8 protein-coding genes are annotated in these 15,307 nt (G+C 70.2%); 2 read left to right on the plus strand and 6 right to left on the minus strand.

What is annotated here, in order from left to right; genetic code table 11:
- Positions 1-6 precede the first annotated feature (6 nt).
- The 3 genes from casB to cas3 form a co-directional block, all read right to left on the minus strand.
- On the minus strand, positions 7-1,185 hold the full coding sequence (casB, locus tag HNR57_RS37330) for a type I-E CRISPR-associated protein Cse2/CasB (RefSeq protein ID WP_184567564.1): 1,179 nt from the start codon (positions 1,183-1,185) through the stop codon (positions 7-9).
- Positions 1,182-2,873, minus strand: a complete 1,692-nt coding sequence (casA, locus tag HNR57_RS37335) for a type I-E CRISPR-associated protein Cse1/CasA (RefSeq protein WP_184567566.1) — start codon at positions 2,871-2,873, stop codon at positions 1,182-1,184. The genes casB and casA overlap by 4 nt, the downstream gene beginning before the upstream one ends.
- Before the next feature lie 333 nt (positions 2,874-3,206).
- On the minus strand, positions 3,207-6,209 hold the full coding sequence (cas3, locus tag HNR57_RS37340; RefSeq protein WP_425583478.1) for a CRISPR-associated helicase Cas3': 3,003 nt from the start codon (positions 6,207-6,209) through the stop codon (positions 3,207-3,209).
- Between the two features lie 6,066 nt (positions 6,210-12,275).
- Here cas3 and HNR57_RS37345 point away from each other — a divergent pair.
- Together HNR57_RS37345 and HNR57_RS37350 are read left to right on the plus strand one after the other, a co-directional pair.
- A complete protein-coding gene (locus HNR57_RS37345) occupies positions 12,276-12,770 on the plus strand; it encodes a lamin tail domain-containing protein (protein WP_184567568.1) in 495 nt (164 codons plus the stop codon).
- 268 nt (positions 12,771-13,038) lie between these two features.
- The gene (locus tag HNR57_RS37350; protein ID WP_184567570.1) at positions 13,039-13,392 is read left to right on the plus strand and encodes a hypothetical protein; all 354 of its coding nucleotides are present in this window, start codon (positions 13,039-13,041) and stop codon (positions 13,390-13,392) included.
- A gap of 82 nt (positions 13,393-13,474) precedes the next feature.
- On the opposite strand, the gene HNR57_RS37355 is transcribed toward HNR57_RS37350, so the two are convergent.
- The 3 genes from HNR57_RS37355 to HNR57_RS37365 all read right to left on the minus strand — a co-directional run bounded on the left by HNR57_RS37355 (position 13,475) and on the right by HNR57_RS37365 (position 15,246).
- Positions 13,475-14,077 (minus strand): hypothetical protein, encoded by a 603-nt coding sequence (locus HNR57_RS37355; RefSeq protein ID WP_313675804.1) that lies wholly within the window; start codon positions 14,075-14,077, stop codon positions 13,475-13,477.
- A 31-nt stretch (positions 14,078-14,108) separates the two neighbouring features.
- The gene (locus HNR57_RS37360) at positions 14,109-14,366 is read right to left on the minus strand and encodes a NucA/NucB deoxyribonuclease domain-containing protein (protein WP_313675812.1); all 258 of its coding nucleotides are present in this window, start codon (positions 14,364-14,366) and stop codon (positions 14,109-14,111) included.
- Between the two features lie 109 nt (positions 14,367-14,475).
- Entirely contained in the window at positions 14,476-15,246 is a 771-nt protein-coding gene (locus HNR57_RS37365; protein WP_184567572.1) for a class I SAM-dependent methyltransferase, read from the minus strand.
- Positions 15,247-15,307: the final 61 nt, after the last annotated feature.

Genomic DNA, 15,307 nt, shown 5'->3' on the forward strand with positions numbered 1-15,307 from the left:
TGGGTGTCAGGAGGAGGCGATGTGGAAGTCGCGGTCCCACCGCTGCCGGAAGCCGGCCGCGGCGCCCGGGCGGCGAGGGTCGTCCCAGGTCCGCAGAGCGGTGCGGAGCAGGTCGTAGTCGAGTCCGACTCCGGCCTGGTTCAACAGCGGGACCAGGGAGCGCAGGTGCATGGCGAGCTCGTCGGCGTCAGCGGAGGTGAGCAGAACGCCGAAGCGTCGCTCGAGCGCCGCGGTGGCGGCCTTGCCTTCGCTGTCCGCGGCCGCCTTGCGGGCGAGCAGGCCGGCGGCGGTGCCCGGGCTGTTGCCCGCCATGTGCATCCGGCGGTCGTGGGTCTGCTGGTGGCGGGCGAAGAGGGTGAGCGCGGTGTGCTCGGCTGCCAGGTCCCGGGTGAGGGAGCCCTTGTTGCGCCACTTCGAGACCATGCGGGTGCGGTGGAACGGCCACATCGCGGCGACCGTGCCCGGCTCGCGGCCGGTGCCCGATCGCAGCGCGGCCAAGTCCGCTCCGGCATCTCGGCTGGCGGGGTCGAACGTCGCCCAGTACGGCGTGCGCTCCTGGCCGGCGCTGCTCTCGTCTTGTGGGGTCGTTGTGCCGGGGTCGGTGTACTGCAGGCCCCAGGAGCGCAGCACCCGATTGCGGTCCGGTCCGTCCCACGCGGTCAGTTCGCGAAACAGGCGGGTGTAGTCCAGTCCGATGCTCGCTTGGCGCAGGAGCGGCACAAGCCGCTGAAGGTGCTGTACCAGCTCGTTGAGGTCCTGGGCGGTCGCGGCCGCGGTCAGCCGACGCTCCACGGCGGCCTGCGTCAGCGCCTGGCTACGGCGCAGCAGCAGGCAGGCGGTACCCAGACCCACCTCTGGCTGGTGGACGGGTTCGGAGGCAGCATGCTGGTGCAGCCCGAACAGCGTGAGCGTGTGGTGCTCTGCGATGTAGCGGTCCGGGAGGCGGTCGCAACCGTCGTCTGGCAAGGGGACGCGATGGACGGACCGCAGGGACGGGTCGGTCCCCGGCTCCCGGTTGACGCCCTCGCGCAGCGCCCGCAGATTCCGCGAGACGTACTCGGAGAACGCCGGGCGCCGCCCTTCGTTGCGCGCCGACTGCCAGTCCCGGGCCATCTCCTCCCAGAAGAACAGCCGGGTCCGGTCCCCCGTGGGACGGATGCTGGGGGTGGGGCTGGTGGTCGTCATGCTGCGGCCGCCTCCTCGCGGTTGACGCGGCGTTCCTCGGCGGCCCGCTTCAGGATGTCGGCGAGCCTTGCCCGGAAGGCGCCGATGGCCTTGCCGCTGCGGTAGACGAACTCCTTGTCGCCGTTCTTCACCGTGCGGCCCACCACGGCCCGCGGCGGGGCTGCTGCGATCAGGAGGTCTGCCTCCCGGTCGACGGCACTCTGAACGGACTGCTCCCAGGCGAGTTGGGCGCGTTCCAGGAGTTCCTCGTCGTCCTCGTCGACGGTCCGCAGTCCGGCGAGCAGGCGGCGCATGGTTGCGTCGAGGCTGTGCAGGAGTCGCGCGGACGGTCGGCTGCCCTTGTCACGGGGCAGCGGATCGCCGCCGGCGGCACGCCGCAGGTCGTTGTTGAGACCGTCCAGGGCCCGGGCGGCCTGGTCCGCCTGCGCCACGCACTCCAGCAGGGCTTTACGCAGCCAGTCGTCCTGAGCGAGCAGCGCCTTCACCGGCAGGGGCAGGTCATCACCGATGGCGTTCTCGACCACGGCGGACTGTGTGCCGTACTCCAGACCCGACGTCTCCGCCCCCAGCGGATACCGTCCGGACAGCACCCCGGAGCCCTGCAGGTCTCCGATCTGGCGTAGCAGCAGCGAGGTGTAGGGGCCGTCGCCCTCGAGGGGCAGCGTCATCGCCAAAAGAGTTCCCAGCCCTTGCCAGGCGGCGCGGCCCGAGGTGTGCCGGCGGGGCCGCCGGTGGGGTTGGCCCTTCTTCGGTTTGGCGGTGTGGTGCCACGCCGTGTGGGGCTCGGCCTCGGGCGTGAGCGCCAGCCGGTCGCCGGCCGACACGATCGCCCGGTGCACCCGCGGTCCCTGCTTCGTCTCGCAGGCGATCAGACGGATCCGGCGGGCCTGGAAGGTCAGTAGGTCCAGCAGACCGGACGCCGGCCGCTCGGACCAGGCGGCTGCGGCCGGCGATTTGCAGCCCAAGCCGGCCGGGCGCTCGTTCCATGCCCACTGCGGCCTATCCCCCGGCTCCAGTCCGTCGGGCAGGATCGGCGTGTTCAGCAGCAGCGTCTCGTACAGCGTCTGCCCGGTGGGGACGACCACGCCGAGCTGACCGAGCGGCCCGGTCGGGTTGCCGGTCGTCTTCCCGTTCTTGGCCTGCGGGTCCCCCACCGCGCCGGTCTTGATCGATGCCGTGTCCCAGCACTGCACATGCAACAGCCACAGCGCCGCGTCCCCTGGCGTCAACAGCAGCTCGTCGGCCTCGCTGAGCGCGCTGAACAAAGGGACGTTGTTACCGGAGGCCACGGACGGCACCAGCTGAGCGGCCGTCTTGGTTTCCCCGTTCAACGCCTCCAGGCCGGCAACCTGGGCGAACGGGTACTCCGCGTCGAACAGGCGGAACCGGTCCCCGTAGCTGGGGCCGAGGTAGTGCGCGAGGCGCTCCCGTTCGTCCTGGGAGAAGTGGCCGCGGTGGAAGCGCTCACCCCACTCCTGCCGGGTACGGGGCGGCCCGAGTGCGTCGATCATCACGGGCAGCAGCAGCTGCCGGAGCACGACCGGCAGCATCGTGTGCACCGGAAGTTCCAGACGCCGCACGATGTGGGCGTCGCATAACGCGTCCAACAGGCCGACGGACTGCTGGACGCCGTCGCAGTCGACGGCGCCGAGCCATCCATCGCGGACGAGATCTCCTTCGCTGGCCATGGGCTGTCCCCCTCCATCCATGTACTGGCCTTCCGCGTCCCCCCGGACGCAATGATCGAAGACTCAACTCCGCGCCAGACGCGATGAGTTGTGACTGCTCAATCCTTGAAAGCGTGTCAGGCAATGTTTGGTACTTCAAGCGGATCGGGCGAAGTCGGGGCAGACTGGTCGACACGCAGCATTTCCGGCGCCAAGCGGGTACGCTGCGCACGGCTGGTGGAGCCGGAGCCGTCCCCGACCACGGGGGTGTTCCCGTTTGGTACTTCGCTCAGCATCAGAAGCTGTCCCCGCAGCGCGGGGGGCGAGGATGTCCGGCCCGGCTCCACAGCCGAATCACCTCGGTTCCCGCTCGATGACCAGTCCGAGCACGTCGTCGTACGACACCCGGTCCGCGCCCAGCAGCCTCGTGCCGTCCTCCTCCAGCACGAGCGCCGAGCGGTATCGGAGCCAGGGCCGGCCGGCCCACCCCGCAAGCGGGCCCAGCTCCGCCTGGGCGGCGTCCGTCAGACGCGAGGGGAGGCGAAGGGTGCCGCCCATCAGCCGGTCGGTCACCTCGTCGTCATCCACCTCGCCGTGCACTCCCAGCCAGGTCCCGTCGACGGCCCGATACCCGCCAGAGGACCGCCGGATGACGACCACTTCGACGGTCGGATCGCCGTCACGGACGACGGCATCGAGCTGCTCCTCGCTGGCGGCCCGGCTGCCCGCGTAGTGGAGCCCCTCCAGGGTCGGGAAGGCCCACTCCCGCCGACGGCACAGCAGGTACTCCTCGGCCCTCGTCTCCCGCGCCCGTTCCTTCGCCTGCCACTGCTCCCACGCACCGGCCTCGTTCCAGCCCGCCGGGCAGATCCCGGCAGTCCCATAGGCCCGCGCCACCAGATCCGGCACGTCGGCGGGAATGCTCCACCCCTGTGCCGCCGGCCCGCCCGCATCCGCGGCCGTAAGAGTGCCCGCGGCCTCCGTGACCAGGGTCGCCGCCCGCAGCAGCGACCACTGGCCGTAGATAAGCTCCGAGGCACGCAGGAACCGCGGTGCCCCGTCCCTCCCCGGCGCTGCACCGGTGACCATCACCCGGGGCATTTGGTGTGCGGCCGGACGCGGGGTACCGCTGTGGCGGTGCAGCCGGCCGATGCGCTGCAGGAGGAGGTCGGTGGGCGCCAAGTCGGTGATCAGCACGTCGGCGTCCACATCGAAGGACTGCTCGGCCAACTGGGTGGCGACCACCACCATGCGCTGAGGCCGGTCGTCATCGGCCTGCGGCCCCATCAGACGCAGGCACTTGGCCGTCCGGTCCGCACGGTGGGCAGCGCACAGCCGCGCATGCAGCAGGTGCAGGACGCCGTCGAAACCCCCATCGCGCAGATCGCGGTAGATCGCCTGAGCCCGGGCGACCTGGTTGACCACCACCAGGGCGACCCCTCCGTCTGCGACGGCCTCACGCACGGCTGCGGCCACCCGCGTCCCTGCAGGGTCCGTATCGGGCAGCCAGGACAGCCGCACGGGCGTCGACTCTCGCCAGGACGGCACCGCCTGACGGGACGTCTCGGCGACTGCCCGGCCGCCGACGCCGTAGGCCACTGTGACGCACGGGTAGCCGGCCGGCTCCGGCACGTACTTGTGCACGTCCGCCGTGCCCAGCACGCCGGACAGGTAGGCGTCGACGAAGCGCTGACGTTGCGCGGGCGGCAGCGTCGCCGACAGCAGCACCACGGGGACCCCCGCCTGGCCCAGCCAGCGCAGCGCCTCGACAAGGAACTGCCGCATGTAGACATCCGCGGCGTGCACCTCGTCCACCACGACGACCTTCCCAGCCAGCCCGGCGAACCGGAGCATGACGTGCCGGGTGCGGGTCGCCGCATGCAGAAGGTGGTCGACCGTGCCGACCGCGAACGCGGTGAGCAGGCCACGCTTGTCACCCAGGAACCAGTACGCCGGACCGTCCGCCCCGGCCTGTTCTGTCGAAGGCCGAGCCGGCGCCATGCCGTACTCGGCGTCCTCGTCGATCGCGCCGAAGTCGTCGTCGGCCAGGCCCGTGGCGTCGTGGTGGCCCTCGTCACCGCATCCGAACCCCTCGCCGTCCGGGCGCGGCTTGCCGTCCCAGATGGCCCGCCACCAGGTGTTGAAGCGCCGGCGGCCGTGCAGGAGCGCGACCTGAGACTCCAGTTCCGCATCGAAGGTGCGCACCCACTGCAGCACCTGCTCGTACATCGGGTCGCTCGTCGCCTGGGTCGGCATCGCCACGAACACCCCGTCCAGGCCGAACCTCGCCGCCAGCACCTCGGCGGCCGCGAGCGCCGCCTTCGTCTTTCCCTCACCCATGGGGGCCTCGGCCACCAGCAGCCCCGGCACCGGCATCGACCACGCCCGCTCCACCAGCTCCCGCTGCGACGCCCGCGGCTGCACACCCAGCCGACGAGTCAGCGGATCCAGCGGATTCTGAGGCAGGGCAAGGTCCCGCCAGCCGCCACGCAGGCGCAGCCGCTCCCAGGCCGCCTCCGCGCGCCGTTGTGCCTCGGCGAAAGAGATCAGACCGGCGTCCGCCAGGCCAGGAAACTGGCTGCTGTCACTGGCGATCCAGTCCGCCATCACAATCAGGCCGGACAACGCCAGCTGTTCAGCCTTGCGCAGGGAACCCACCGGCCGCACATCCGCCAGGTCCTCAAAGCCGACAGCGCGCGTGAAAACGTCCACGACCGCCCGCTGGGCCTCCTCCCAGGCGGCACCCCGGCCCTGGGCCCCTCGCGGCGGGCTGAGAGCAGCCGCCGACGGAAACGTCCCATGATGTCCGGCGACCAGCGGCCACACCCACCCCGCGGCCTCCTCGCCGCCCCACTCGGCCACCAGCCGCGGCGTCAACAGCACCGCCCCGGCCACGTCATGACGCCACCGCTTGGGCCCGTTGGCCGGCAGCCGCCCCCATGTCAGCCCCGCCGCCAGCACCGGCGCGGCCTCAGCAGCGTCCATGGCCTGGAACGCCGGACACGCCTTCCCACAATCGTGAATGCCGCACACCCACATCAACCACAGCCGCCCCCGCCCACCGCTGATCTCATCCAGCCGCCGCCGCAACGCAGCCGACACGTACCGGTCCCACATCACCCCCGCCACAGCAGCCGTATCCAGCAGATGCCCCAGCAGCAGATGAGTGCGGCCCCCATGGCGCGCAGCCGACTTCCCCCACAGCCGCGACACCCGTTCAACGGCCTCCGGCGACAACCCCATCGCCTTCATCAACTCAACGACCGAAGCCTCACGATCCACGCAACCCCCTCCAATGCCCGGCACCATAGGCCCTGCCACTGACATCAACACCGGCATGCAGATCCCAGTGCTCACGGCTCTGCCAGCTGCCAGGGTCCTGTTCAAACGGCTCCGGCAAGATGGAACACGACCCAGCAGGAGCATCAGCCACCGAAGCGAAGGAACCAGAGCTCAACCCAGGTGAATGCAAAACGTAGTTCTTGGTAGCGTCACCGCAGCTCAACAAGTGTCGTCCCCGCACACGCGGGGGTAGCTCGAGGTCGTCATGTTCCGTCGTGTCCTGCTGTGGGTCGTCCCCGCACACGCGGGGGTAGCTCGAGGTCGTCATGTTCCGTCGTGTCCTGCTGTGGGTCGTCCCCGCACACGCGGGGGTAGCTCCTGCCCATCGCCCCGTGGGAGAAGCTCCACAAGGTCGTCCCCGCACACGCGGGGGTAGCTCCGCGGGGGTGGTCAGCTGCTCCCACACGTCCGAGTCGTCCCCGCACACGCGGGGGTAGCTCCGTCATCACTGGCCAGTACCGGGCCTCGTGGCGGTCGTCCCCGCACACGCGGGGGTAGCTCTGGCTGTCGCCGCACTGGGCGGGCTCCTCCTGGGTCGTCCCCGCACACGCGGGGGTAGCTCTCCGACCTGGACTCTCTCGTCGGTCCAGACGGAGTCGTCCCCGCACACGCGGGGGTAGCTCCGACAACCAGGTCAAGGTCGCCAAGAAGATCTTGTCGTCCCCGCACCCGCGGGGGTAGCTCGCCGGCAGGGGAGGCAGTGTTGATGGCCGCCATGTCGTCCCCGCGCATGCGGGGGTAGCTCTTACGACCCCGAACTTTGGTAGGTGGCGGGTCCGTCGTCCCCACACACGCGGGGGTAGCTCGCCCTTGGACGCGTTCTTGCCCGCGTAGTACAGGTCGTCCCCGCGCCCACGGGGGTAGCTCCACGTTCCAGGGCCACTACTCGATATGCAACGTGTCGTTCCCGCACCCGCGAGGGTGGCTCCCCGTCGATCGCCTGCACCGTGCTGGTCGTGGTGTCGTCCCCGCACACGAAGGAGTAGCTCCTACTGCAACCACGTGCGCGCGCTCATGGTGCAGTCGTCCCCGCACACGCGGGGGTAGCTCGGGGTTCAGCGCCATGACAGCGTTGAGGATTCCGTCATCCCCGCACCCGCGGGGTAGCTCCCGGTCGTCGTTGAGGAGGGATTCGATGAACTCGTCGTCCCCGCGCCCGCGGGGGTAGCTCCACGATGGCGGCATTGCCCTCGGGGCCCATATCGTCGTCCCCGCACACGCGGGGGTAGCTCCCCAGTGCCGGGGTACAGCGCCCTGGTCAGAGCGTCGGCCCCGCGCCCGCGGGGGTAGCTCCTCCTTGATCGCGTCTGCGGCAATGTCGGCGTCGTCATCCCCGCGCCCGCGGGGGTAGCCCTAAGGGTGTGCCCATTCAGGTACAGGTGAGCCAGTCGTCCCCGCGCCCGCGGGAGTAGCTCCCCGTCGCAGTCACTGCACGGGGTGCTGAAGGCGTCGTCCCCGCGCCCGCCGGGGTAGCTCTCCGTACACGATCGAAGGAAGGCGCCCCCGGCGGTCGTCCCCGCGCCTGCGGGGGTAGCTCCTGGGACACGGTCAAGGCGTACACGCTCGCCGCGTCGTCCCCGCGCCCGCGGGGATAGCTCGTACGGGCCGGAGGGGTCGCGGGGGGTGTAGCGGTGTCGTCCCCGCACCCGCGGGGGTAGCTCCCGCAACAAGGCGAAGGGCAACGCGTGGGAGCGGTCGTCCCCGCACACGCGGAGGTAGCTCCGCCAGCGGCTCGTTCACCCCGAGCTGCTCTCCGAAGCGGTGCAGCTCGTACATTGCGGCCTGGTCGTCCCCGCGCATGCGGGGGTAGTTCCACGGAGTACTTGGCCGCAGACACGTCGTCCCCACACACGCGGCGGTAGCTCCTACTTCACCGCCTGCCGGTTGGCCACCGAGGTGTCGTCCCCGCGCCCGCAGGGGTAGCTCCGACTACACCGCGCTGTTCGCGGAGGAGTGCGTATCGTCCCCGCGCACGAGGGGGTAGCTCCACGCACCGACCCACGTTCCGCGACGCGGCATCGTCGTCTCCGCGCCGGCGGGGGTACCTCCGGCGGGAGCCGTGGTTCACCATGTACGAGTCGTCCCCGCACCCGCGGGGGTAGCTCGACCGTGGGTGACTTCCTGCGCACGCACGAGGGGTCGTCCCCGCACCCGCGGGGGTAGCTCCCTGTCATCGACCTGCTGGAGAGCTGACCGCCCGTCGTCCCCGCACCCGCGGGGGTAGCTCCCCGTATGTCGCCGAAGCCGACGCTCGCCAGATGTCGTCCCCGCACCCACGGGGGTAGCTCCTGCATGGTGCTCACCGAGGGCGCCGACTTCCCGTCGTCCCCGCACCTGCGGGGGTAGCTCTTTCACCTACAAGTACTGGCGGCCGATCGCCGGGTCGTCCCCGCGACCGCGGGGATAGCTCCTTCGTCAACGGCGGCCACGAAGCTATCGGCGTGTCGTCCCCGCACCCGCGGGGGTGACTCTGCCTTCTTCACGGCGGGCATGGCGGGGAGCGCGTCGTCCCCGCACCCGCTGGGGCAGCTCCATCCGCAACGCGGCCGGCATCCTCGACGCCTCGTCGTCCCCGCACCCGCGGGGGGGGGGGGAGCTCGGCGGCACCGGCGATGTGCTGGCCGCCTGCCGGGTCGTCCCCGACCCGCGGGGGTAGCTCGTTCCTCAACATCGAGGAGATCGCCACGATCATGTCGTCCCCGCAGCCGCGGGGGTATCTCGCGGTAGACGCCCGTACCCACGCCCTTCAGCACGTCGTCCCCGCGCCCGCGTGGGTAGCTCCTTGGCGTGGTACTTGTCGTATCGGGCCTTCAGGTCGTCCCCGCACACGCGGGGGTAGCTCCTCCCTGTGGGGCTGGGCGCAGGAAAGGACCCGCGTCCCGCGCCCCGCGGGGGTAGTTCGGTGATCAGGCCCTTCTCGTAGTTCTCCGCGTTGTCGTCCCCGCGCCCGCGGGGGTAGCTCCCTGGTCAAGAACGGACAGGCCGACCTCGCCGCGTCGTCCCCGCACCCGCGGGAGTAGCTCCCCGTCGCAGTCACTGCACGGGGTGCTGAACGCGTCGCCCCCGCGCCCGCGGGGGTAGCTCTCCGTACACGATCGAAGGAAGGCGCCCCCGGCGTCGTCCCCGCGCCCGCGGGGGTAGTTCGGAGCCGTCCGCCTACGGCACGACGGTGCTGGCGTCGTCCCCGCACCCGCGGGGGTAGCTCCTGCGGCAGCGGCAGCATGGGCAGCGCACTCTCGTCGTCCCCGCACCCGCGGGGGTAGCTCCTTGAAAGAGTGCGTCACCGTCGTGACGTACCCGTCGTCCCCGCACCCGCGGGGGTAGCTCCAGCTCCCGGGTGTCCCTGGCCCGCACGGCGGAGTCGTCCCCGCACCCGCGGGGGTAGCTCCTGGGTGGTGGCGCAGGTCAAGGGCGCGGTCACCGCGCCTGCTGGGGTAGCTCCGTGTCCATCTTCGGCCGGGGCCTTCGTGACTGGCCGTCCCCGCACTCGCGTGGGTAGCTCATCGTCCGGCCGCCCCGGTCCCATCCCAACCACGTTCGTCCCCGCGCCCGCGGGGGTAGCTCCATGCCGTGGTTGGTGCTGGTGTCGTCCCCGTACGCGGGGGTCGCTCCGCCTACCTGCGGGCCTGCCACGGCAACGTCCGGTCGTCCCCGCGCCCCGCGGGGGTAGCTCCGGAATCAGCTTGACGCGGCGCCAGAGACCCTCGTCGTCCCTGCACCCGCGGGGGTAGCTCGCGATCGAATGGGCAGATGTCCGGTTCAGTGGAGTCGTCCCCGCGCCAGCGAGGGTAGCTCCGCGATCCAGGCACTGCCGAAGGTGATGAAGAGGTCGTCTCCGCGCCCGCGGGGGTAGTTCTTCTTGTCCCAGCCGCGCGGGTTGCGTGGATCGGTCGTCCCCGCGCCCGAGGGGGTAGTTCCCTGGTCAAGCAGCGTGCTCGTACCCTGGCGAAGTCGTCCCCGCGTTCGCGGGGGTAGCTCCCAGGAGAGCGGCGGCAACCCGCGCGCGGTCAAGTCGTCCCCGCACCCGCGGGGGTAGCTCCACGGACGGCAGCAACACAGACACGGAGTCCTGGTCGTCCCCGCACGCGGGGGCAGCTCCGGCGTCAACGTCGAGTCGCGCGCCGGCGATGGGGCGCCGCCCGCACACTCGGTGGTAGCTCCTTGGCCTACAACGGCACCGGGCGGCCCGAGCCGTCGTCCCCGCGCCCGCGGGGGTAGCCCCGGCATTTACAGCGTTGACGAAGTGCGCGCTACGTCGTCCCCGCGCTGCGGGGCAGCCGCCCTTGCCGGCGTTCTTGCCCGCGTCGTGCATGGCGTCCCCGCGCCCGCGGGGATAGCTCCCAGCTGTGGCCGCACATCCGCAAGGTCGTCGCGTCGTCCCCGCACCGGTGGGGGTAGCTCTCACTTCGCCCCGATGATTAAGGACGTACTTGGGTCGTCCCCGCGCCCGCGGGGGTAGCTCCACCTGAGCGCCGACGGCCGGGTACTCGCTGAAAGTCGTCCCCGCACCCGCGGGGTAGTTCGGCGAAGGGGCAGATCCATACCTCCCTCGGGCTCGTCGTCCCCGCACCCGCGGGGTAGCTCAGGCATGAGGTGGCCGCTCGCCACCGGCGCGTCGCGGGGGTAGCTCCACGTCTTCCCAGATGGCGCAGGTGTCGAGAACGTCGTCCCCCACGCCCGCGGGGGTAGCTCCGGTATCCACGTCGAGTACTGCAGCAGGACCGATGTCCTCCCCGCACCTGCGGGGTAGCCTCAGCGCCCATGCTGGAGGAGATGACTCTGAGCGAGTCATCCCCGCACCTGCGGGGGTAGCTCTTCCTCGTCGGCGAGCTCGACCAGGCCGAGCGGGTCGTCCCCGCACCCGCGGGGGTAGCTCCGGCATCGGGGGTGGGAACGTCTCGAGGTTGTCGTCGTCCCCGTGCACGCGGGGGTAGCTCGCCCTGGGCGGAGCAAGTCGAAGCGGCTTTCGGGTCGTCCCCGCATCTGGGGGTAGCTCCTGGCCTTCGATCACGGCTCAAGTGTTGGTCCGGTCGTTCCCGCGCCCGCGGGGGTAGCTCTCCGGGTGGGCGCCGGCAGCGCACGATCGGGTAGTCATCCCCGCGCCTGCGGGGGTAGCTCCGCCGACGGGAACGCCCGGTACTACAGGGTCGCGTCGTCCCCGCGCCCGCAGGGGTAGACCACGGTCGGGCCAGACCGAACATCTGGCTGGCGTCGTCCCTGCACCCGCGGGGGTAGTTCCTCCTTCAGGGCGTCCGCGACAATGTCCGTGTCGTCCTCCTCGCACACGCGGGGGTAGCTCGAGCTTTCCCAGGTCCACCCCGTAGACCTTGACGTCGCCCCGCCCCCGCGGGGGTAGCTCCTTCCCGCTTCAGGTCCTCATGACCAATGACGAGTCGTCCCCGCGCCCGCGGAGGTAGCTCGGACGCTGTCCGGATCGCCGGGGACAGCGGGATGTTGTCCCCGCACCAGCTGGGATAGATCTGAAGACGGGCCGGACACCGCGTCTCCACTCGCGTCGTCCCCGCACCCGCGGGGGTAGCTCCTAGACTGACCGCGAAACCATCAGCCGCGTCTCGTCGTCCGCGCGCTTGCGGGGGTAGCTCGACGTCGCGGCTCTGGTTGGCGGCGTCGTTGAAGTCGTCCCGGCGCCTGCGGGGGTAGCTCAAAGGCTTCCCTGCGGCTACGCAAGGGCGAGGTGTCGTCTCCGCGCCCGCGGGAGTAGCTCCCTCCTCAGCCCGACGACGGAGACCTCGACCCGTCGTCCCCGCACACGCGGGGGTAGCTTCTTCCTGCACACGCTCGGGATGGCTTCGGGCGTTCGTCGTCTCCGCAGACGCGGGGGTAGCTCCCCGCTGGGGGTGTCGGCCCACAGGCCGTAGAGGTCGTCCCACTCGCCGCGGCTCAGTAGCCACGCGATGGAGACACGTTGTCTGCGGCGGTGTGGCCGGGCCTCCACCGCCGCAGGCGAAGTGCCTCTGCGTCCGTCGAACGGGTGAAGGTCCTCATCTCTGCGCAACCGCCGGACCAGGGTGCGAGTCCTGCACAGGCGACACCACCCGCTCGAACCTGGGGAGCCCGCTCTTGCGCAAGACCCTCGTCACGGCTGCCGCTGTTGCGGCCGGCGCGCTGACCGCCCTGTCCTTCGTTCCCGCCCACGCCGCCGAGTACAGCTCGGCACTGAAGATCCGCGGAGTTCAGTACGACGCGCCGGGCCGGGACTCCAACAGCTGCTCCTCCGGCAACACCCGCGAGGAGTACCTGACGGTGAAGAACTACTCCTCCCGCTCGACGATCAACCTCAAGGACTACGTCGTCAAGGACGCCACCGGTAACCGCTTCACCTTCACCGCCAACCACTACCTGCAGCCCGGCGACTACGTGAAGCTGCGCGGCGGCCACGGCACCGACTCCGACACCCACAACGTCGTCTACCGCGACAGCTGCAACTTCCTGTGGAACAACGACAAGGACACCATCTACCTCTACAAGCCCTCAGGCAGCCGCGCCGACGTCCACGCCTACACCAAGACCAACGACGACCCCGACGGCAACGGCTACATCAACTTCCACGGTTAAGACCACCCGCCGGCCAGACCCGGCCCCGGGCCGGCTGCCCAGCCCGCCTCAGCCCCTGGCTGCGGGGCGTCGCTGAGGTGAAGTTCCAGGACTGCACTCCCAGCGCCTCGTTGTGTAGTGCGCCACCGGCTGGCCCGTCGACGAGCACACCGAAACCTCCGCGCAGCTTCACGTTGTCGCTCGCGTACCTCGGGTCTTGGGTGACCGCTGCCCGCCCCAGAGGAGAGCTGCTGTGGTCACGGAAACACTCGAAGGGACAAAGAGGTCCATGGACGAGAAAAAGGGACGTCGGTACGGCAGCGGCCACACAGCTGGGCCAGGTCAGAGACAGGTCGGCCGAACCAAGCGCGCCTCCGGCAAGCTCGTGCGCATGTACCGCCGCTACCATGCGTGGCGTGCCCCGTTCCCGCTGTGGGCGAGGATCGTGTGCGACATCCTGTTTTGGGCCGTCACGGCCGCCGCGGCCTACGTCGCCATCGGCAGCCTGTGCGGGGCCATCCTTATCGCAGCTCCCCTACTCGGGTTCCTCGGACTCGCGTCGGGCAAGGAGCACGACGACGGCATCGACTGGAGCGACCACCGAATGGGAGGGCAGCCCAAGAACCCCGGGCCCAAATTTTAGAGCCGTCGCACCGGCGCTCCCCGATGTGTTCTTCGGTTGGGGCGGCACAGCCGCCCCAACCGAAGGCGCGCATGATCGCGGATCAGGAGTAGTCGCCGCGTCCGGCCCTGCGCAGGATGTCGCGTTCCCGGCCGGTCTGGGTCTCGAGTGAGTCCTCGTGGTCGATGACGATCGTGTCGTTAGCCGGCTGGGCTCGTACCTGAGCCCCGTAGGTGTCTGTCGCTTGCACCAGGAGAGCGTCCTGGTGTGCGGCGGGCCAGCTCTGGATCAGGTACGACTCCACGGCTTCGTCCAGCGTCGTCTGGTCGACGGCCCTGTCCCGGCCGAGCGCGTGGACGCGCAGCCGGTATGAGCCGGGGCCCTGGGATGCCAGCGAGGGCAGATCCGCAGGGTCGTCCATGGATGACGTCACGAGCAGTTCCCCCGACGGGGAGTCGCAGGAGATCTCGGCGATCTCCTCCCAGCCCCGGGCGGGCATGGGCCGCTTGGAGTGCGGCTCGACGGTGACGTGGACGTCTCCGGTGTGGATCCCGGTGGTCACCTCGATGGCTCCGCCGTCGGCGGCTACCAGGCCGGTGTGGCTTGCGTCCAGGTCGTCGGCCACCGGCCCTTGTGGGTCCGTGATCTGGAAGAGGTGGTACTCGGCGTGCACCAGGGCTGTGCCTGTACGGGCTGGCTCGTTCACGGTCGCCTCGTCTGGTCTCATCTGGTTGGGGCTACCTGATCCATACCAGGAACCGGTCGCCTTCCAGGACGCGGCTGTAGGTGTAGAAGCCCTTGAGCGCCTTGCCCGCATCGGTGTTCTGCCTGGCGTTGATCATGCGGCGGCTGTACTCACCGCCGCTGTGTTTAGCGCCCTGCCAGGTGCTGGCGAAGGGGTACTCGTCGCAGGACTTGCCCGGTGGGCGCACCAGGCTCGACGGGCACGCCTTCTCCCGGTTCTGGTCGATCTTCCTGCGGTCGGTGAGCCGGATAGGACGGGACTTGGCTGAAAGGAGTTGAAGGAGCGGCCCCGAGTCGAGGTCGTCCGGGAAGACGTCATCTCACCTGGGCGACCTCGACGTCTCCAGCGGCCTCGACTCGCTACTCCGGGCCAGTGACCGACGGCAGCGCCTCGACGACGAAGAACAGGAAGCAGGGCTTGGTCGAAAGGTCGTCGAAGCCGTCGGGGAACAGTGCCCGGGCGGCTGGGTCAGGCTGCGGCTCGCTGATGACGGACAGGCCAAAACCCGCGGTCGTGAAAGCGTCGATCATTGCATGCAACGGCTTTCGCCAGAGTCGCATCGGGGTGGACTGCCCGCCGAGCATCCAGTCGAAGGTGTAGCTCGTGGTCGCGAAGTAGTCGGGCCGAGGGTCCCGGAACGTGTACGCCGTGACCGGGTGATCCACGGACACGATCAGCCGGCCGCCGGGCCTGAGTACTCGCCGAAACTCGGCCAGCGTCGGCCCCCAGTTCTCCAGGTAGTGCAGGACCAGGGACGCGACGACGTCGTCGAACGCGCCGTCCTTGAACGGCAGGCGCTCGCCCAGGTCGGCCAGGTGCAGGGCTACGTCATCACCGAGCCTCTGCCTGGCCAGTGCGAGCATCCCGGCGCTGGCGTCAATCCCGGTGACGACCGCGCCGCGGTCCCGCAGTGCGGCGGTCAGTGGGCCCGAGCCGCAGCCAGCGTCCAAAACTCGGTGGCCAGCCACGTCTCCGGCGAGGGCTAACATCGCGGGCCGTTCGTAGTACGCGTTCACGAGGTTGTTCTCGTTCTCCGCCGCGTATGCCTCGGCAAAACTGTCATAGTCGTTCACCCGGGCCGGTCCCGCAGAATCGGCGAAGCTCTCGGGTATGTCGGTTGCTTGTCCCATCGTCGCAGCCTAGGCCAGGCGGGTTTGCCGCACCGAATAGCGCAAGGTCGGAACACTGCCT

Origin of the sequence: Streptomyces paradoxus, from assembly GCF_014202475.1 — a bacterium.
Classification (GTDB): Bacteria; Actinomycetota; Actinomycetes; order Streptomycetales; family Streptomycetaceae; genus Streptomyces; species Streptomyces paradoxus.